The following is an 18,650-nucleotide window of genomic DNA, read 5'->3' as shown; positions in this document are numbered from 1 at the left end:
TTAAATAAAAACTTAAAATAACTTATATCACTTATACGGTTAAAAATATTCAAAATAGAAAAAATGAAAAAAAGTTTAGTTTTTATTTTTCTGATAATTAGTGTTTTATCAAATGCTAATGTGAGAATGCCTTTAATATTCTCTAACGGAATGGTGCTTCAAAGAGACAAGCAAATCCCGATTTGGGGTTTTGCAGATCCAAATGAAAGTGTAGAAATTCACTTCAACAAACAAATTAAGAAAACCCAAGCCGATAAAAACGGAAAATGGACGGTAAATTTAAGTCCAGAAAAAGCTGGTGGACCATTTGAATTAATCATTATTGGAAAAAATAAAATTGTCATCAAAAATGTTTTGGTCGGCGAAGTGTGGATTTGCAGCGGTCAGTCGAATATGGAATTTCAGGTTTACAAAACCATGAATGCCGAAAAAGAAATTGCTGATTCCAATTATCCAATGATTCGTCATTTTGGTGTTGCTCAAGATTTAAGCGGCACTCCAAAAGAGGATTTGAAACAAGGAAAATGGGAAGCATCAAATAAAGAAACGGTTGGCAATTTTACAGCAGTTGGGTATTATTTCGCCAGAAAATTATATGCAGAATTAAAAATTCCAATCGGCATCATCAATACTTCTTGGGGCGGAACCAACGTAGAAACCTGGACAAGCCGTGAAGCTTTTCAAAACAGCCCAGAATTCAAGGCCATGATTGCAGATGTCCCAATGGTAGATATTGATTCGGTTTTTGAAATTTATAAGAAATCGGTTTTAGACAGTCTTAAAAAAGTACAAGGTTTTGATGTTTCTCTGGAAAATGAAAATCAATTCAAAAATCTAAATTTTCAGGATAAAAACTGGCCGGAAATAAAAGTGCCTTCACTTTGGGAAAATCAGCAGATTGGCAATATCGATGGAATTGTCTGGATGCGAAAAACAATTGTTTTAACGGCAGAGCAAGCCAAAAAAGAAGCTGTTTTGCATTTAGCAAAAGTTGACGACGAGGACAAAACTTATATCAACGGAGTTGAAGTTGGAACGAATAATCTTTGGGACAAACTACGAGTTTATAAAATTCCGGCAAATGTCTTGAAAGAAGGTAGCAACGTAATCGCAGTTAGAATTACAGATTACAGCGGCGGTGGCGGCATCTACGGCGATGCAACTGATTTAAAAATCGATTTTAAAGACACAAACCTTCCGCTTGACGGACTTTGGAAGTTTAATGTTGTACAGGTAAAAATTGCGATTTCGCCAAACAGTTATCCTTCATTATTGTACAATGCAATGGTCAATCCGTTGGTTCCTTATGCGATGCAGGGCGTTTTGTGGTATCAGGGCGAAGCCAATGTTTGGAGAGCAGCAGAATATAAAAAGTCATTTCCGTTAATGATCAATGATTGGAGAACGAAATTCAAACAAGGAGATTTTCCTTTTTACTTTGTTCAATTGTCAACTTTCGACGAATTTGGGGGTAACAGTCAAAAAGGAAGCCGTTGGGCAGAACTTCGCGAAGCACAATCTGAAACTTTAAAATTAAAAAATACCGGAATGGTGGTTACAACCGATATTGGTAACGCAAAAGACATTCATCCAACAAACAAGCAAGACATCGGCTTACGATTAGCGGCAGTTGCGATGAACAATATTTACGGTAAAAAACAAGTTCACAGCGGACCAGCTTATAAGTCTCAAGAAATAAAAGGAAATCAGATCATTTTGACTTTTGATAACATTGGCAGTGGGCTATCAACGCCAAATAACGATGAATTAAAAGGCTTCGAAATTGCAGGTTCAGACAAAGTTTTTCATGCCGCGAAAGCGATAATCAAAGACAACAAAATATTTGTTTCAAGCGATAAAGTTCAAAATCCAGTTGCAGTGCATTACGGCTGGGCAGATGATGATACGGCAATCAATCTTTTCAATAAAGAAAAATTCCCTGCATCGCCTTTCAGAACCGATAATTGGGAAATGATTACGGCGAATGAAAAGTATTCAGTGAGTAAGTAGTTTTTTTAGTTCTTAGTCTTTAGTCTTTAGTCCTTAGCATTAGTTCTTGGTGATTAGTCTTAGTAATTAGTGAGAAGTAAAAGGTAATTTGAACGGTTTTCGAAACTTGTTTGAATGAAAAATAAATTAAAAATGTTCCGTTAGGAACAATTCATTGGTAGCAACGGATGAAATCCGTTGTAAAAAATTAACAATGCAATATTGTTCCGTAGGAACATCTGATCGGTAATATTTAAAACGCAGCAAAATGAATTCAAAGCTCATAAAAAAAACATTTCTAATCTTAATTTTTACATTGTTCTATACAAACATTTCAGCGCAGTCTAAAAATGTTTTATGGTACAAACAGCCTGCAGAATTCTTTGAAGAAAGCTTAGTTTTAGGAAATGGAAAAATGGGAGCAACCGTTTTTGGAGGCGCCAATTCGGATAAAATTTATTTGAACGACATTACGCTTTGGTCAGGCGAACCTGTAAATGCTAATATGAGTCCTGATGCGTATAAAAACATTCCAGTCATTCGTGAGGCTTTAAAAAATGAAAACTATAAACTGGCAGAAGAATTAAATAAAAAAGTTCAGGGAAAAAACTCCGAATCTTATGCGCCTTTGGGAACATTAGAAATCAATAATTCCGAAAAAGGGAAAGCAGTAAATTATCATCGGGAACTGGATCTTTCGAACGCGATTTCCAAAGTAAGTTACGAAATGGCCGGTATAAAATATACGCGTGAATATTTTGTTTCGGCTCCAGATCAAATTATGATCATCAAATTGACTGCTGACCAAAAAGGCGCTTTAAATTTTGATGTCAATTTAAAAAGTCTTTTAAAGTCAAATGTTGAAGTAAGAAACAATATTTTGGTAATGAAGGGTAATGCACCAATTCATGAAAATGCTGGATATACCGTTTTACCCAAATATTTAGACATAAAAGAAAGAGGAACAAGATTTACGACTTTAATCCAAATCAAAAAAACTGACGGAAAAGTTACAAGTTCGAGAGAATCTTTAAGTTTAAAAGATGCAACAGAAGCGACTATTTATGTCTCTGTTGCCACAAGTTTTAATGGTTTTGATAAAAATCCCGCAACAGAAGGTTTAGATGAGGTGTCAATTGCATTGCAAAATTTAAACAAAGCGTATGCAAAACCATTCGATAAAGTAAAAGAATCTCATATTGCCGATTATCAAAAATTCTTTAATCGTGTAAATTTAGATTTAGGAAAAACAACCGCTCCAGATGTACCAACAGACGAACGTTTATTGCGCTACGCTGACGGAAAAGAAGATAAAAATCTAGAAATTTTGTATTTCAATTTCGGACGTTATCTGCTAATTAGTTCGTCAAGAACTTTGGGCGTTCCGGCCAATTTGCAAGGACTTTGGAATCCGCATTTGAGTCCGCCTTGGAGTAGTAATTATACCATGAATATTAATCTGGAAGAAAATTATTGGCTGGCAGAAAACACCAATCTTTCCGAAATGCATTCGTCACTTTTGAGTTTCATTAAAAATCTTTCGGTAACAGGAAAAATTACGGCTAAGACTTTTTATGGAGTAAATAAAGGCTGGGCAGCGGCACATAACTCAGATATTTGGGCAATGACCAATCCCGTTGGGCAATTTGGAAAAGAAGACCCAATGTGGGCTTGCTGGCCAATGGCGGGCGCTTGGTTGAGCACACACATTTGGGAACATTACACTTTTACACAAGATTTAGCCTATTTGAAAAAAGAAGGATATCCGTTAATGAAAGGCGCAGCCGAATTTTGTTTGGGCTGGCTTGTAACAGATAAAAACGGCAATCTTATTACATCGCCTTCGACTTCGCCAGAAAATCAATATAAACTGGCAGATGGTTTTGTCGGAGCGACTTTATATGGCGGAACAGCCGATTTGGCTATGATTCGTGAATGTTTTGATAAAACGATAAAAGCTTCAAAAGTACTGAATACAGATGCTGATTTTAGAGCAAAATTAGAAACAGCGCTTGCAAAGCTTTATCCGTATCAAATTGGTAAAAAAGGAAATTTGCAGGAGTGGTATTTTGATTGGGATGATAATGATCCAAAACACCGTCATCAATCACAGCTATTTGGACTTTTCCCTGGCGATCACATTACGCCTTTAAAAACACCAGATTTGGCTGAAGCTTCAAGAAAGACTTTAGAAATAAAAGGCGATGAAACTACAGGCTGGTCAAAAGGTTGGAGAATTAATCTTTGGGCGAGACTTTGGGACGGAAACCGCGCTTATAAAATGTTCCGTGAATTACTTCGTTACGTTGATCCAGATGGTAAAAAAACAGAAAAACCAAGAAGAGGAGGAGGAACATACCCGAATTTATTCGACGCACATCCGCCATTTCAAATTGATGGTAATTTTGGAGGCGCAGCTGCCGTTGCCGAAATGTTGGTTCAGTCAGACGAAAACGAAATTCGATTACTTCCTGCGTTACCGGATGCTTGGGGCGAAGGCTCTGTAAGCGGTATCTGTGCAAGGGGAGGATTCGAAATTGAAATGACTTGGAATAATAAAAAACCGCAAAAAATAATTGTTTCTTCTAAAAACGGAGGAAAAACAACTGTGATTTTCGGAGATAAAAAACAAGATATCGTTTTGAAAAAAGGAGAAAGTCTAGAAATCAAATTCTAAATAGTATTTTTAGAAAAGCTTCGGAGAAGCGAAATATTTATAGAAAAAATATTATCCAGATTGTAAAAGAGCTCCAGAGCAGCGAAATATATGTCGCTCCGCTGGAGCTCTTTTACATTCGCAAGATTTAAATTTCTATAAATATTTTGCTTCTCTGAGGCTTTATAAAATAAAAGGTATGTATAAAAGCAAACTCAATAAGTTTGTAAACCTTTTAGGGTTATTTTAAAAAAAGCTTCGGAGAAGCGAAATATTTATAGCAAAATAAATAAGCGTCAATATTAAAGCTCCAGCGGAGCTATATGTAATTTTGTTGTTGTTAATAAGAAACCCGACAGTCCCGAAGCCTCGGGATAAAAACCTGTCGGGTTTGATACACGAATTATTCTTTTTCAGATTCAGAAGTTTCTTTTTCTTCTTGTTGTTTTTCAGAATGTTCCTTTTTAAAAGTTTCGTACCATTTTTCAATCGACGGATATACAAAAGCAGCAACTTTCTTTACTGGATTATAAAAAATATAATTGTCTAAAGTTTCTTTTTTAGCGAAAGTATTATTGAAATTGATTTTTTCGAACAAAGCGATAAAAACACTTAGAATAAGAATAGTTTTTAAAATCCTGAAAAGACCTCCTCCTAATTTGTTCATCCAGCCAAGCATAGCAAAATCGGCAATTCCAGTTAAAATTTTAGCTAGAAAATAAACGCCAATCACAACCAGAATAAACGTTAATACAAAAGCCGTAAGCTGAATATTAGTTGGATTCCATGAAACATGTTTTGAAATCATACCAGTCATTAAAGATGAAAATTTAATGGCAAGATAAATTCCTAATAACAGCGAAATAAAAGAAGCAACTTCTATAAAAAGTCCATTTTTAATTCCTTTGTATAAACTAAAAACCAGAAGCGCGGCAACAATAATATCAAAAAAACTCATTATTTTGGTGTATTAAATAAAGGCGCAAATATATGTTTTTTTAAGGTTCAGAGATGCAGAGAGACAAAGGTTCGTAGGTTTTATGGCAGATGTAATTTTATGTGTTTAATTTTTTTCGGCACATTGAATTTGAACTCTGTATCTTTGCAAATCAAAATTTAGAGATTAGATTGCAATTCTGCCCTTCAGAATTGAATTTTTGAGAATCTAATATCTAAAATCAACAATCAATAATCATACGATGTCTAGAGATACACAATTAAAAGAGCGATGGGAAAAGCTCGTTGAAATACTATCTAATCAGTTTTCGCAGGGCGAAGATTTAGATTTAGATGCCATAATTTACCTAATAGGAGTTCAGGAACTTGGGAAAGTGCACCGCGAATTCAAAAAAGACGAAAAATTAAACCTAATGCACATTGCCATCTGCAGATTGCTGGAGCCGTACGGATTTTATGAATTCGATTTTTTTGATGCTGAAGGCTGGCCGCATTACAAAGTAAAAGAAGAATTACCGCCATTAAAAGCAGGAGAACAATCGGTTTTAATGAAAGAAGCAATTGTAAATTATTTTTTAGAAAGAAAACTTATTGAGTAGTTTTTAGTCTCAGTCTCAGTTTTCGGTCGAAATTGAACTGAAATCTAAGATTCAGACTGTATATTTTAAACTAAAAACACTAAATTTGTATTCTCAAGCATTGGAGGAAAATGATAGACAAGATAAAACAACACATAGAGGAAGCCAAAGCCTTTAATGAAAAAAACAAAGAATCTTTAGAGCAGTTCCGTATTAAATATTTAGGAAGTAAAGGTTTATTGAAAGAACTCTTTACTGAATTTAAAAATATTCCAAACGACCAAAAAAAGGATTTTGGACAAGTAATCAATACTCTAAAAGCGGTTGCCGAAGAGAAAGTAAGAGTTATTCAAGAAGAACTTGAAAGCAAAGAAGAATCAAAAGGTATTTTTGGTGATTTAACACGTGCAGCAGAACCTGTAATTATTGGTTCACGCCACCCGATTTCTATCGTTAAAAATCAGATTATAGATATTTTTGCCAACATTGGTTTTAACGTTTCCGAAGGTCCGGAAATCGAAGACGACTGGCATAACTTTACGGCATTGAACCTGCCAGAATACCATCCGGCGCGTGATATGCAGGATACGTTTTTCATTCAGACCAATCCTGATGTGTTATTGCGTACGCATACATCATCTGTTCAGGTGCGTTATATGGAAAATCATAAACCGCCAATTCGTACGATTTCTCCAGGACGTGTTTTCCGTAACGAAGCAATTTCTTCTCGTTCGCACTGTATTTTCCATCAAGTGGAAGGATTATACATTGATAAAGACGTGTCTTTTGCCGACTTGAAACAGACGTTGCTTTATTTTACAAAAGAAATGTTCGGAAAATCTAAGATTCGTCTTCGTCCGTCTTATTTCCCATTTACAGAACCAAGTGCTGAAATTGATATCTACTGGGGTTTAAAAACCGAAACAGATTACAGAATCACAAAAGGAACTGGATGGCTGGAAATTGGAGGATGCGGAATGGTAGATCCAAACGTTTTGAAAAACTGTGATATCAATCCAGATGAATTCAACGGTTTTGCTTTCGGAATGGGAGTAGAGCGTATCGCAATGCTTTTATACCAAATTGGTGATATCCGTATGTTTTATGAAAACGATGTTCGTTTCTTAGAGCAGTTTAAATCAAATATATAATTTAAGTCATAAAGTCGTAAAGTCGAAAGTTGAAAGTCCCAAATATTGGCTTTTAACTTTCGACTTTATGACTTTCGGCTTTTAAATTTTTGACTCATATGAAAAAAGATATAATAATTCCAGAAGTTGAAAACGTATTTCTTGCGGCTGTGCAGGAATGGAGCGATGACTTTATGGAAAAAGTGTGGTACGCTTATTTAGTTAACGATAGTGACTTTAATTTAGATAGTGTTATGGTAGTTTCGAAGGCATTTGGAACAATCGACGGTGAAATGAAGAAAACTTCAATTCTGCGTCATGCTTTTGTAGAAGTTCCTGCCGTTTCTGTTGTTAAGATTGAAATGATTGAAAAAAGTCTTTTGGTTTTGAACAACGAATTTATGGTGACTTTCTTCATTGGAAACACTTTGTACGATAAGAAATTCATTTTTAAATCAAACTTAATCAACGAAAACAATACAGAAGAAGTGCCGATTCTTTTTGTTGAAGGTGTAATGGTGAAGTAGAGATAAGAAAATAGAAGCAAGAAGCAAGAAAAAAGACTTGTGTTGAAATAAAAAAAGAGTCAAACTGATTAGACAGTCTTGACTCTTTCTTCTTTCTTCTATTTTCTAAAATTTAATCCAAAGATTCCGTTAATTTCTTGAAAACCGTTTTTGCATCTTTTCCTTCATATAAAACAGCATAAACAGCATCAATAATTGGCGTTTTTGCCCCGTAACCTTGATTTAGTTTATAAGCACTTTTTGTTGCGTAATAACCTTCGGCAACCATGCTCATTTCCATCATGGCGCTTTTTACAGTATATCCTTTTCCAATCATATTTCCGAACATTCTGTTTCTAGAGAAAACAGAATAACCTGTAACTAATAAATCGCCTAAATAAGCAGAGTCATTAATATTACGTTTCATTTTGTGCACTTTACGGATGAATTTTTTCATTTCACGGATTCCGTTACTCATCATTACCGATTGAAAGTTATCGCCGTAACCTAAGCCGTGAGCGATTCCGGCAGCAATTGCGTAAATGTTTTTTAGCATTGCTGCATATTCTGTACCAATAATATCATCAGAAATTTTGGCTTTGATGTAATTTCCTGAAAGTGATTTTGCGACAATACATGCTTTTTCTGGATCTCCGCAGGCAATTGTTAAGTAAGAAAGTCTTTCTAATGCAACTTCTTCTGCGTGGCATGGACCAGTAATAACTCCAATATTATAATAAGGAATATCATATTGAATATGGAAATGCTCGCCAACGATTAAACTCGTTTCTGGAACAATTCCTTTAATAGCTGAAAAAATAATTTTATCAGCTAAAGATATCGTCATGTTTTTTAATTCGGCATCTAAAAAAGCAGATGGAATGGCAAAAATGATATAATCTGCGTATTCAATTGCTTCATTTATATTATTGGTCAATTTAAGCTTGTTAGTATCAAATTCAACAGAACTTAAATAATTCGGATTGTGTTTGTATTTCTGAATATGTTCGATCGCAGAATCATTACGCATGTACCACGCAATTTCTGAAAGATTAACGCATAACATTTTTGCAATTGCCGTTGCCCAGCTTCCTCCTCCAATTACTGCAAATTTTAATTTTTCGCTCATTATTTTAATAATTTAAAACAAAAGTACTTAATAATGTGCTAATAAAGCAAAGACTGATTTAAGAAATTTGTCAAATGATCCTTCTTAACGTTTTGCGATAACTTTAAACGAGTTGAATTTCAGGATATATTACAGCTCTAAAAATTAAAATTACTTTAAAAATATTTTTATAAATAATTTCTTTCAATTTTAAGTATGCGATTAAGAATATTAAAAAAAGAAAAGCAGTGAAAAGCCTGAACAGAAAGGAAGTAATGATCTTAAATTTAATTTTTAGAAAAAAAATCTTATAACCCCCACAATAAAATATGACACAATACGTTGTAAGTCTTTATAAATTAGAATTTTAATGAATTTAAAAAGAATTGAGTTAGTTAGTTTTGTTTTAGTATTTTAAAAAGGCGTTCCTAAACTTGTTAAGAACGCCTTTTTTGATGAAATTCCAATAATAAAAATCCAAATCAAAAAGTTTAAGATTGGAATTTGGATTTTTAAATTTGGAATTTAGCTTTTAGTAAGAAAGCTCAACAATCGATTTTACTTTATCTAAAGTTACCAATTGGTTTTCGCCTAAACCTTTCCAGCCTCTTTCGTCAAAACGATTTACGATAAATTCTGCGGTATTCGAATAATCTTCAGTGTATTGAGAAAGTTTGGTATCCATTCCCATACTATGGAAGAAGTCAACTGTTTTGTTGATCGCTTCTTTTGCCACTTCTTCATCAGAACCAGAAAGATTAAAAATACGTCTTCCGTATTGTGCTAGTTTTGCTTTTTTAGTTTCAAACATTACATTGTACAAACTTGGACCAATAATTGCCAAAGTTCTTGCGTGATCAATTCCGTAAAGCGCCGTTAATTCGTGGCCAATCATATGAGTTGCCCAATCGCTAGGAACGCCTTTTTGGATTAATCCGTTTAAAGCCATCGTACAGCTCCACATAAAATTAGAAGCTAAAGTATAATCTGTCGGATTTTCGACAACTCCTGGACCAACTTCAATTAAAGTTTGTAGAATTCCTTCTGCAATTCTGTCTTGAAGAAAACCTTCGTGCGGATACGTTAGATACTGCTCCATCACATGCGTATAAGCGTCTACAACTCCGTTTTGAATTTGTCTTTTTGGTAAAGAAGCAATTACATTTGGATCACAGATAGAGAATTTCGGAAACAAAGCGCTTCCGCCAGAAGATAATTTTTCCTGTGTAGCTTCAATTGTTACCACATATCCAGAATTCATTTCACTTCCCGTTGCTGGAAGAGTTAAAACAGTTCCGAATGGCATTGCATTTTCTTTAATTAAAATACGTTTTTGTAGAATATCAATCGGGTTTCCTTCAAAGTTTACTGCTGCCGAAATAAACTTCACGCCATCAATTACAGATCCGCCGCCGACAGCAAGAATAAAATCGATTTTTTCTGCTTTGATCACATCAACCGCTTTCATCAAAGTTTCAAAATGCGGATTTGGCTCAATACCGCCAAATTCAACAATCTCAAAACCTTTTAAGTTATTGATTACTTGATCGTAAATTCCGTTTTTAAAAATACTTCCGCCGCCGTACGCCAAAAGAATTTTAGCATCTTTTGGAACTAAAGTCGAAAGTTTCGCAATTTGTCCTTTTCCGAAAATTAAATTCGTCGGATTATATAATTCAAAGTTGAGCATTTTTTTAAGGTTCTAAGTTGCTAAGATTCTGAGGTTCTAAGGTTTTCCTCTTTTAGCTTAGCAGCATGTTATTTAATTTTTTTTAAGATCTTGGGTTGCAAAGATTCTGAGCTACTAAGCCACAAAGTTTGTAAAACCTTAGCACCTTAGCATCTCAGAACCTCAGAACCTTTATTTCAATTTTTTAAGCAATTTTCCAGCTACCAGTTTAGACGATGCAGGATTTTGACCTGTGATTAAAAGTCCGTCTTCTACAGCATAAGGCTGCCAGTCTGCACCTTTAGAAAATTTTGCGCCATTTTGAGTTAGTGCATCTTCTAATAAAAACGGAACAACTTTTGTCAAGCCTACACCTTCTTCTTCAGAATTTGTAAATCCAGTTACTTTTTTACCTTTTACTAAAAATTCGCCTTTTACTTTTACATTTTTCAAAACTGCAGGAGCGTGACAAACAAAAGCTACTGGTTTATTATTCGTGTAAAAAGCTTCGATTAAAGCGATAGAATTTTTATCTTCCACCAAATCCCAAAGTGGACCGTGACCTCCTGGATAAAAGACAGCATCGTAATCTTTTTGGTTAACAGTCCATAGTTGCAGCGTGTTTTTTAATTTTTCCTGTAAAGCTTTATCAGCGTCAAAACGTTTAGTGTCTTCAGTTGCTGATGCAGGATCTGCACTTTTAGGATCAATTGGCGGCTGTCCTCCAAGAGGAGATGCAATTGTAATTTCAACTCCTTGATCTACTAATTCATAATATGGTGCTGCAAATTCTTCTGACCAAAATCCTGTTTTTTCTCCTGTATTGCCCAGTTTATCATTACTGGTTACAACAAATAATACTTTTTTCATACTTTTTTTATTTGATTTTTGAGCTACAGCAGATATGCTTGTCGCTGTAAATGCAATTATTGCGAGTAATGCTATTTTCTTCATTAGATTAAATTTTTAACAAATTTACAGCTTATGTGATATCAGTAAAAATAAAATAAACTATGTTTGTTATAAATAAATTTATGTCATGGTAAATCTAGAATGGTACAGAACATTTAAAGCAGTTTATAAAAACGGTAATTTTTCGGTAGCGGCAAAAGAGTTATTTATGAGCCAGCCTGCCGTTAGTCAGCAAATTTCTATGCTCGAAGCGCATGTAGGTAATAAATTGTTTAATCGGAAATCTAAAGGCGTTGAACCAACCGAATACGCTAAGTTACTGAATAATTTGATTATAGATGCTCTTGACAGGCTGGAAAGTGTTGAAGCTGGTTTTAGAGCAAAAGCTGAAGATGCGAACAGATTAATTTCAGTCGGAATTTCTAAACATCTTTTTGATTGTGTCGGAAATCTTCTTATTTCAAAATTTGATTTGATTGATTTTACTTTCGCAGAAAATGATGAGCTTTTTGAATTGGTCGATTCAAAGAAATTGGATTTCGCGATTACAACGAAAAGGTTCGATACTTTTGACACCACTTACGAGATTGTTGGGAAAATTAAGTTGATACTTGTTGCACCAACGACTTTAGATATTACAGAATTCAGACAGAAGTTAAAAGCGGATAATTTTACCGAAATAGAACATTGGCTGAATGCACAAAAATGGTACAGTCATGATGCGCGCATTCCGCATATAAAGTTGTTTTGGCTGCATGCCTTTAATAAAAAGAGACCGTCAATGGTTCCAAATTATATTATTCCCTCAGAAACTGAGATGTTAAGGCTTTTGTCCAAAAATGAAGGAGTTGCTGCAACTTGGAACTGCAATGCTAGAAATTTTATAAAAGAAAACAAACTCCAATTAGTGTGGAATAGTTTTCATGTTCCTGAAGAATTTGTCTATTTACTGGCTCCAAAGAACAATAATTTGAATTCATTTTTTGATATTATTTCAAAAGAATTAAAGTTATTTTTTGGTAATAGATTATAGTTTTACTGCTTCAACACGATTAAAATTTTTTGAAATTGGGTATGAAAATTCTTGGTTTTTTCTTTGAAATTATTTTTTAAAAGAATAATTTTAATAAAGAACCATTAAAATTTTAAAATAATGAAAAAGATAGCAGCGATTTTCATGTTCACGCTGGTTTTTCTTGCGATTAATTCTTGCAGTAAACATGATGATGAACATATAATAGATTGTCTGGGAGAGTCCCTTTTGACGGAATTAAAACATTCGCCAGACCCCGCCAATTCGAAAACTATCAATTATTCCGTACAATATAATGGAACCAATAAGGTAACTTATGTGAAATGGACTTTTGGCGATGGAACTCCTATTAGGAATATAATGACCCCTGGATCTGTATCGCATACATACACTAATGCTGGAACTTTTGAAGTAAAGGCCGAAGTAACCCTTTCGAGGTACGGAACCAGCTGCACGATGACGTTAGTTAAAAACGTAGTAGTGGAGTAGAACAATAAGAAAAATATCGAGAGCCAATTTTGTAATATGCTTTTGCATTAAATTATGAAATTGGCTCTCATTCGTTATATTTGTTTGATATGAATTTTGATTATGGAAAAATTACAGAATATTAGAATTGCTGTCGACGCGATTGTTTTTGGATACAAAAACAGTGATTTGTATGTGTTGTTGATTGAGCAGCAATTTGGTTCTTCAGAAAAATATTGGGCTTTGCCAGGCGGTTTGGTTCAAGATAACGAATCTTTGAGCGATGCGGTTATTCGTGAATTGCATGAAGAAACCAATGTACAGCTGACTTTTATGGAGCAATTGTACACTTTTGGAGATGATATTTATAGAGATTCCAGAAATCGAGTTATTTCGGTGGCTTATTATGCATTGGTTGACGCTTCGAACCTAGAAATTAAAGCTAATACGGATGCCGAAAAAGTGCAATGGTTTAAAATAGATGAAATTCCACCTTTAGCATTCGATCATAATTTAATTTTGGAAAAAGGGATTCAGAGACTAAAAGGTAAACTGACTTACGAGCCAATTGGTTTCGATTTACTTCCGGAGGAATTCCTGTTTTCTGATCTTGAAAATTTGTATTGTACCATTTTAGAAAAAGAAATTGACCGACGAAATTTTAGAAAAAAAATATTGAGTTACGGTATTTTAGAACAAACAGAAAATTTTTCACCAATAAAAACAGGTCGTCCCGCCAAACTTTTTAGGTTTAACAAATTAAAATACAATGAGTTAATCAAGGAAGGGTTTCACTTCGAAATAAAGTTTGCGTAATTTTTACACAAAATAAATTGTTTATTTAAAATTTAATTCTACATTTGCGTATAATTAACGCAAAATAATACTATTATGATACTAAATCTTGACCCAAAATTTTCTCCTTTTCAAAATCAGGAAGAAATCAAATTTCAAAGTTTCACATTTTCTGGCGGAGAACCACACATTAAAATCAATCCAGATTTCGATACAACTCAAAAAATAACAATTACACACCGATTAAATTCATTCAATGATTTAGGATTATTATGCATTACAGTTGATGCGTTACGTAGAATGGATGTCAAAATAATTGATCTCTTTATTCCGTATTTTCCAGCGGCAAGACAAGACCGTGTCATGATTCCGGGCGAACCGTTATCTGTAAAAGTCTACGCTGATATTATTAACGGCTTGCAATTAAATAAAGTTTTTGTTTTTGATGCACATTCTGAAGTTACACCAGCGTTGGTTAACAATTGCACTGTAATCCCAAATCATACTTTTATCCAGGAAATTTTAAAGATAATTGGTGAAAATGTAAAATTGATTTCTCCAGATGGCGGTGCTTTAAAGAAAATCTACAAAGTTTCTGAATTTTTAGGCGGAGTTGAAGTTGTAGAATGCAGTAAAAGCCGAGATGTGAAAACTGGAAAATTGTCTGGTTTTAAAGTTTACGAAGATGATTTAAACGGAATGGACTGTTTAATTGTCGATGATATTTGCGACGGAGGCGGAACTTTTGTCGGTTTGGCCGAAGAATTAAAAAACAAAAATGCCGGCAAATTATATTTAGCAGTAAGCCACGGCATTTTTAATAAAGGATTTGAAGTTTTAGATTGTTTTGACAAAATCTTTACCACAAATTCTTTCAAAGATTTTGATAACGAACGAGTTACTCAAATTAAGTTAGATCAATTAATATGAAATACAATATAGATAATATAGCCCAAGAAAGTAAGTTTTTGTTTTTCTGGGGACATCAGCCGAGTAAAGATGGGACGATTACTAAAACCTGCTTCAGTCAGTGGTGGTTAAGTTCTTTTGAAGTTGAAAAAGTAACCTACAAAACTGCCGAACATTGGATGATGGCAAAGAAAGCAGAATTATTTAATGATGATAAGGTTTTGATGAAAATCCTTATGGCCAAATCTCCTGCTGAAGCCAAAAAGCTTGGAAGAGAAGTAAAGAATTATAATGAAACTCTTTGGTTGGCGGCCAGATACGAAATTGTAAAAGAAGGAAATTACCATAAGTTTAGCCAAAATCCTGATTTGAAAACATTTTTACTAAACACAAAAAACAGAGTGATCGTTGAGGCCAGTCCGGTCGACGCAATTTGGGGAATTGGTATGGCAGGTGATGACAAAGATGTTTTAAATCCGGCGAAATGGAAAGGTTTAAATCTTTTAGGATTTGCTTTGATGGAGGTTAGGGACGATTTAAAATAATTAGAAATTATAAAAATTGAAGATGTTCCATAGGAACATTTCGTAGGTAATGAATGAAAAAATAGCAAAAAGTGTCAGCAAATTTTTAAGTCTGGTGCTTAGACATTCGCCAGAAACTATAAATTTAAAATTAGATGAAAACGGCTGGGCAGATGTAGAGGAATTAATTTCTAAATGTTCTCAAAAAGGCAATAAATTGGATTTTGAACTTTTAGATTATGTTGTAGAAAGCAACGATAAAAAACGTTTCGCATTTAATGAAAACAAAACAAAAATCCGTGCAAGTCAGGGACATTCTATTTCAGTTGAATTGAATTTAGCAGAAACAGAACCCTTGGAATATTTGTATCACGGAACGGTTGGAAAATTTCTGGAGAACATTAAAAAAGAAGGTTTGCAGAAAATGAGCCGTCAGCACGTACACCTTTCAAAAGACAAAGAAACCGCTATTAAAGTAGGAAGCAGACGAGGAACTCCTCAGATTTTAACCGTTAGAAGTGGTGCTATGCACAGAGACGGATTTAAGTTTTATTTGTCTGATAACAATGTCTGGCTTACAGATGAAGTTCCAGCAAAGTATATCGATTTTTAATGTAATAATAATTAATTAAATTAACTAAAAATATGAACCCACTATTATTAACAGACGGTTATAAAGTTGACCATAGAAGACAATACCCAGACGGAACAACATTAGTATATTCTAACTGGACACCTAGAAAATCAAGATTAGAAGAAGTTGATGAAGTTGTATTTTTCGGATTGCAGTATTTCATCAAAAAATATATTATTCATGACTTTGAAGAGTATTTCTTTAAAAAATCAAAAGAAGAAGTGGTTGCAAAATATGCTCGAAGAATCAATAATTATTTGGGCGAAAACCAAGTTGGAACTAAACATATTGAAGATTTACACGATCTAGGATATATTCCGATGGTGTTTAAAGCTTTGCCAGAAGGAACGAGCGTTCCGTTGCGAGTTCCAATGTTTACGATGTACAATACAATTCCGGAGTTTTTCTGGCTGACCAATTATTTCGAAACATTACTTTCAGCAGTAGTTTGGCTTCCTTGTAATTCAGCGACAATTGCAAAAGAATACAGAAAAGTTTTAGACAAATATGCGACGGAAACTTCTTCGGTACCAGAATTTGTAGATTGGCAGGCACACGATTTTTCAATGAGAGGAATGGGCGGAATAGAAGCATCAATAACATCAGCAGCTGGACATTTATTGAATTTTACAGGATCTGATACCATTCCCGTAATCGATTTTCTTGAAGAATATTATAATGCCAATTCAGATTTAGAACTTGTTGCAGGTTCAGTGGCAGCGACAGAACATTCTGTAATGTGCATGGGAACTACAGAAGGCGAGTATGAAACATTTAAAAGATTAATCACAGAAGTCTATCCAAAAGGAATTGTTTCTATCGTTTCTGATACTTGGGATTTATGGAAAGTTTTAACCGACTATCTTCCGAGATTAAAAGAAGAAATTGTTTCAAGAGAAGGTAAAGTCGTAATTCGTCCTGACAGCGGTGATCCAGTTGATATTATCTGCGGCAATCCGAATGGTAAAACAGAACAAGAAAAGAAAGGCGTAATAGAGCTAATTTGGGATGTTTTTGGCGGAACGTTGAATGACAAAGGCTTTAAGGAATTAGTTCCACAAATCGGAGCAATTTACGGCGACAGTATTACGGTGGCGAGAGCAACTCAGATCTGCGAAAGATTGAAAGCAAAAGGTTTTGCTTCTACCAATGTAGTTCTAGGAATTGGATCTTTTACTTACCAATATAATACTAGAGATACTTTTGGTTTTGCCATGAAAGCAACTTACGGAGAGGTAAACGGACAGGGAAGAGCCATCTTCAAAGATCCTATTACTGATGACGGAACTAAAAAATCTGCCAAAGGATTAATGAAAATTGATTTAATCGACGGCAAGTATCATTTAACAGATAATGTTTCTTGGGAAGAAGAAAAACAAGGCGAATTGAAGGAGGTTTTCAGAGATGGAAAACTTTTAGTAGATCAATCGCTAAGCGAGATTAGAAGCCGAGTTAAAAGTGAAGTTAATGTTGAAGCATAATAATAAGCAAAAGCCTGAACGTAAGTTCAGGTTTTTTTATGTAATTAATTTTATCAAAAACAATATTTTATATTCCGTAGGAATATCTCATCGGTAGAAAAAAATAGTATCGTTTTTGCGTTGTGTCCTGTAGGGACACTTGTTTTGTGGAAATGGCAAACCTCATTAATCAAACGTTCCTAAGGAACGCATCATCATAATTCAAATTTAATTCTACCGACGATACATTCTACGGAATGATTTTTTAAAATAAAAAACCTCCAGTTAAAACTGAAGGCAATTCAAGTTGTTTATTTTTTATAAAAATTATTATGATCGATATATTCCCAAACTTTTGGAGGCAATAAAGGCTGAATATTTTTTCCTTCCTTTATGCTGTTTCGAATAAAAGTCGAAGAAATTTCTACAATTGGCGCATCGATTACATGAATTTTTGGATGAGATTTTAATTCCGTATTCTCAGGTTCATCAGAAATACGCGGATAAACATAAATGTCATGGTTTTCGAGAATCACTTCGTAATTTTTCCACTTATGAAGCGTTTTCAAATTATCTTCTCCCATTATCAAAGAGAATTCATGATTGGGATATTTCTCTTGCAAGTGAGCTAAAGTAATGACCGTATAATTCGGCTGAGGTAACTTAAACTCAATATCCGATGGTTTAATTTTTGGATAATCTTCCGTCGCCAGATAAACCATTTGCAAACGATGATGATCATCCAGCAGAGTAGCTTTCTTTTTTAACGGATTATGAGGTGTAACGACCATCCAAATCTGATCCAAATCTGCAAACTCAGCCATGTGATTGGCAATGATCAAATGACCAACATGAATGGGGTTATATGTTCCGAAATAAAGGCCTATCTTCATTTTATAGTACTTAGTTCTTAGTCCTTAGTTTTTTAGTCTTTGAGATTTTTACAAAAAGCACTTATCATTTTACTTTCTTCTTCAATTAAAGACATAATCTCATTAAATAGATTGTCATCAGAAATAAATTCTAATTCTTTTGCAATAATTAATTGTGTTTCTATCTCATTTAGAGAACCTCTTGAAATATTCAAAAAATGGTTAAATGACTTGTCGGTTTGACGCGCAAAACCTTCCGCAATATTTGAAGGAATAGATACGCTGGCCCTTTTTAATTGATTTGCTAAAGCGTATATTTCTTCTTTAGGAAAGCTCTTTGTGATTTTATATACTAGAAGAACTATTTTTATTCCTTTTTGCCAAATGTATAATTCTTTATAGGACTTAATGCCGCTCATGTAAATGTTTAATTTAATTTCTTCTCAGACT

At 34.1% G+C, this 18,650-nt stretch carries 18 protein-coding genes; 12 read left to right on the top strand and 6 right to left on the bottom strand.

Annotated features, from left to right (window positions below; translation table 11 throughout):
• The first annotated feature begins 63 nt into the window (after positions 1 to 63).
• Positions 64 to 2,010, top strand: coding sequence for a sialate O-acetylesterase (locus HYN86_RS03515; protein WP_113676791.1), 1,947 nt, complete (start codon positions 64 to 66; stop codon positions 2,008 to 2,010).
• 247 nt (positions 2,011 to 2,257) lie between these two features.
• Positions 2,258 to 4,666 (top strand): glycoside hydrolase family 95 protein, encoded by a 2,409-nt coding sequence (locus HYN86_RS03510; protein ID WP_113676790.1) that lies wholly within the window; start codon positions 2,258 to 2,260, stop codon positions 4,664 to 4,666.
• A gap of 382 nt (positions 4,667 to 5,048) precedes the next feature.
• On the opposite strand, the gene HYN86_RS03505 is transcribed toward HYN86_RS03510, so the two are convergent.
• Positions 5,049 to 5,603, bottom strand: a complete 555-nt coding sequence (locus HYN86_RS03505) for a CvpA family protein (RefSeq protein ID WP_113676789.1) — start codon at positions 5,601 to 5,603, stop codon at positions 5,049 to 5,051.
• A gap of 241 nt (positions 5,604 to 5,844) precedes the next feature.
• Between HYN86_RS03505 and HYN86_RS03500 the strand changes: the two genes are divergently transcribed.
• The 3 genes from HYN86_RS03500 (at position 5,845) to HYN86_RS03490 (ending at position 7,837) form a co-directional block, all read left to right on the top strand.
• On the top strand, positions 5,845 to 6,201 hold the full coding sequence (locus HYN86_RS03500) for a hypothetical protein (protein WP_113676788.1): 357 nt from the start codon (positions 5,845 to 5,847) through the stop codon (positions 6,199 to 6,201).
• 110 nt (positions 6,202 to 6,311) lie between these two features.
• Complete coding sequence (locus tag HYN86_RS03495; protein WP_113676787.1) at positions 6,312 to 7,331, top strand: phenylalanine--tRNA ligase subunit alpha; 1,020 nt, start codon at positions 6,312 to 6,314, stop codon at positions 7,329 to 7,331.
• A 98-nt stretch (positions 7,332 to 7,429) separates the two neighbouring features.
• Complete coding sequence (locus tag HYN86_RS03490) at positions 7,430 to 7,837, top strand: hypothetical protein (protein WP_057115256.1); 408 nt, start codon at positions 7,430 to 7,432, stop codon at positions 7,835 to 7,837.
• Between the two features lie 112 nt (positions 7,838 to 7,949).
• Here the strand turns inward: HYN86_RS03490 and HYN86_RS03485 are convergent, their stop codons facing one another.
• The 3 genes from HYN86_RS03485 to HYN86_RS03475 all read right to left on the bottom strand — a co-directional run bounded on the left by HYN86_RS03485 (position 7,950) and on the right by HYN86_RS03475 (position 11,547).
• Positions 7,950 to 8,945, bottom strand: a complete 996-nt coding sequence (locus HYN86_RS03485) for an NAD(P)H-dependent glycerol-3-phosphate dehydrogenase (RefSeq protein ID WP_113676786.1) — start codon at positions 8,943 to 8,945, stop codon at positions 7,950 to 7,952.
• A 511-nt stretch (positions 8,946 to 9,456) separates the two neighbouring features.
• Positions 9,457 to 10,614: an iron-containing alcohol dehydrogenase gene (locus tag HYN86_RS03480; RefSeq protein ID WP_113676785.1), complete on the bottom strand. Its 1,158-nt coding sequence runs from the start codon at positions 10,612 to 10,614 to the stop codon at positions 9,457 to 9,459.
• Positions 10,615 to 10,785: 171 nt separating this feature from the next.
• Positions 10,786 to 11,547: a type 1 glutamine amidotransferase domain-containing protein gene (locus HYN86_RS03475; protein WP_205334628.1), complete on the bottom strand. Its 762-nt coding sequence runs from the start codon at positions 11,545 to 11,547 to the stop codon at positions 10,786 to 10,788.
• Positions 11,548 to 11,632: 85 nt separating this feature from the next.
• Between HYN86_RS03475 and HYN86_RS03470 the strand changes: the two genes are divergently transcribed.
• From HYN86_RS03470 to HYN86_RS03440, 7 genes are all read left to right on the top strand, one after another.
• Positions 11,633 to 12,538 carry a LysR family transcriptional regulator gene (locus tag HYN86_RS03470; RefSeq protein ID WP_113676784.1) on the top strand — a complete coding sequence of 302 codons (906 nt, stop codon included), beginning with the start codon at positions 11,633 to 11,635 and terminating at the stop codon, positions 12,536 to 12,538.
• Between the two features lie 120 nt (positions 12,539 to 12,658).
• Positions 12,659 to 13,027: a PKD domain-containing protein gene (locus HYN86_RS03465; protein ID WP_113676783.1), complete on the top strand. Its 369-nt coding sequence runs from the start codon at positions 12,659 to 12,661 to the stop codon at positions 13,025 to 13,027.
• A 102-nt stretch (positions 13,028 to 13,129) separates the two neighbouring features.
• Entirely contained in the window at positions 13,130 to 13,822 is a 693-nt protein-coding gene (locus HYN86_RS03460) for an NUDIX hydrolase (RefSeq protein ID WP_113676782.1), read from the top strand.
• A gap of 75 nt (positions 13,823 to 13,897) precedes the next feature.
• A complete protein-coding gene (gene prs / locus HYN86_RS03455) occupies positions 13,898 to 14,731 on the top strand; it encodes a ribose-phosphate diphosphokinase (protein ID WP_113676781.1) in 834 nt (277 codons plus the stop codon).
• The gene (locus HYN86_RS03450; RefSeq protein WP_113676780.1) at positions 14,728 to 15,255 is read left to right on the top strand and encodes an NADAR family protein; all 528 of its coding nucleotides are present in this window, start codon (positions 14,728 to 14,730) and stop codon (positions 15,253 to 15,255) included. The genes prs and HYN86_RS03450 overlap by 4 nt, the downstream gene beginning before the upstream one ends.
• Positions 15,256 to 15,304: 49 nt before the next feature.
• Entirely contained in the window at positions 15,305 to 15,847 is a 543-nt protein-coding gene (locus HYN86_RS03445; protein WP_113676779.1) for an RNA 2'-phosphotransferase, read from the top strand.
• A 32-nt stretch (positions 15,848 to 15,879) separates the two neighbouring features.
• Positions 15,880 to 17,349, top strand: a complete 1,470-nt coding sequence (locus HYN86_RS03440; protein WP_113676778.1) for a nicotinate phosphoribosyltransferase — start codon at positions 15,880 to 15,882, stop codon at positions 17,347 to 17,349.
• Positions 17,350 to 17,639: 290 nt separating this feature from the next.
• Here HYN86_RS03440 and nadD read toward each other — a convergent pair whose 3' ends face one another.
• Both nadD and HYN86_RS03430 read right to left on the bottom strand, forming a co-directional pair.
• On the bottom strand, positions 17,640 to 18,221 hold the full coding sequence (gene nadD, locus HYN86_RS03435) for a nicotinate (nicotinamide) nucleotide adenylyltransferase (protein ID WP_057115242.1): 582 nt from the start codon (positions 18,219 to 18,221) through the stop codon (positions 17,640 to 17,642).
• A gap of 32 nt (positions 18,222 to 18,253) precedes the next feature.
• Positions 18,254 to 18,619, bottom strand: coding sequence for a four helix bundle protein (locus tag HYN86_RS03430; protein WP_113676777.1), 366 nt, complete (start codon positions 18,617 to 18,619; stop codon positions 18,254 to 18,256).
• Between the last annotated feature and the right edge of the window lie 31 nt (positions 18,620 to 18,650).

The organism is Flavobacterium fluviale, from assembly GCF_003312915.1.
Taxonomy (GTDB): Bacteria; Bacteroidota; Bacteroidia; order Flavobacteriales; family Flavobacteriaceae; genus Flavobacterium; species Flavobacterium fluviale.
The sequence above is the reverse complement of the archived record's forward strand: the minus strand, read 5'-3'. Positions and strand labels throughout refer to the sequence as shown.

Coding starts and splice junctions, on each gene's coding strand:
- HYN86_RS03515 (WP_113676791.1), top strand. CDS start 64: ATGAAAAAAAGTTTAGTTTTTATTTTTCTGATAATTAGTGTTTTATCA.
- HYN86_RS03510 (WP_113676790.1), top strand. CDS start 2,258: ATGAATTCAAAGCTCATAAAAAAAACATTTCTAATCTTAATTTTTACA.
- HYN86_RS03505 (WP_113676789.1), bottom strand. CDS start 5,603: ATGAGTTTTTTTGATATTATTGTTGCCGCGCTTCTGGTTTTTAGTTTA.
- HYN86_RS03500 (WP_113676788.1), top strand. CDS start 5,845: ATGTCTAGAGATACACAATTAAAAGAGCGATGGGAAAAGCTCGTTGAA.
- HYN86_RS03495 (WP_113676787.1), top strand. CDS start 6,312: ATGATAGACAAGATAAAACAACACATAGAGGAAGCCAAAGCCTTTAAT.
- HYN86_RS03490 (WP_057115256.1), top strand. CDS start 7,430: ATGAAAAAAGATATAATAATTCCAGAAGTTGAAAACGTATTTCTTGCG.
- HYN86_RS03485 (WP_113676786.1), bottom strand. CDS start 8,945: ATGAGCGAAAAATTAAAATTTGCAGTAATTGGAGGAGGAAGCTGGGCA.
- HYN86_RS03480 (WP_113676785.1), bottom strand. CDS start 10,614: ATGCTCAACTTTGAATTATATAATCCGACGAATTTAATTTTCGGAAAA.
- HYN86_RS03475 (WP_205334628.1), bottom strand. CDS start 11,547: ATGAAGAAAATAGCATTACTCGCAATAATTGCATTTACAGCGACAAGC.
- HYN86_RS03470 (WP_113676784.1), top strand. CDS start 11,633: ATGGTAAATCTAGAATGGTACAGAACATTTAAAGCAGTTTATAAAAAC.
- HYN86_RS03465 (WP_113676783.1), top strand. CDS start 12,659: ATGAAAAAGATAGCAGCGATTTTCATGTTCACGCTGGTTTTTCTTGCG.
- HYN86_RS03460 (WP_113676782.1), top strand. CDS start 13,130: ATGGAAAAATTACAGAATATTAGAATTGCTGTCGACGCGATTGTTTTT.
- prs (WP_113676781.1), top strand. CDS start 13,898: ATGATACTAAATCTTGACCCAAAATTTTCTCCTTTTCAAAATCAGGAA.
- HYN86_RS03450 (WP_113676780.1), top strand. CDS start 14,728: ATGAAATACAATATAGATAATATAGCCCAAGAAAGTAAGTTTTTGTTT.
- HYN86_RS03445 (WP_113676779.1), top strand. CDS start 15,305: ATGAATGAAAAAATAGCAAAAAGTGTCAGCAAATTTTTAAGTCTGGTG.
- HYN86_RS03440 (WP_113676778.1), top strand. CDS start 15,880: ATGAACCCACTATTATTAACAGACGGTTATAAAGTTGACCATAGAAGA.
- nadD (WP_057115242.1), bottom strand. CDS start 18,221: ATGAAGATAGGCCTTTATTTCGGAACATATAACCCCATTCATGTTGGT.
- HYN86_RS03430 (WP_113676777.1), bottom strand. CDS start 18,619: ATGAGCGGCATTAAGTCCTATAAAGAATTATACATTTGGCAAAAAGGA.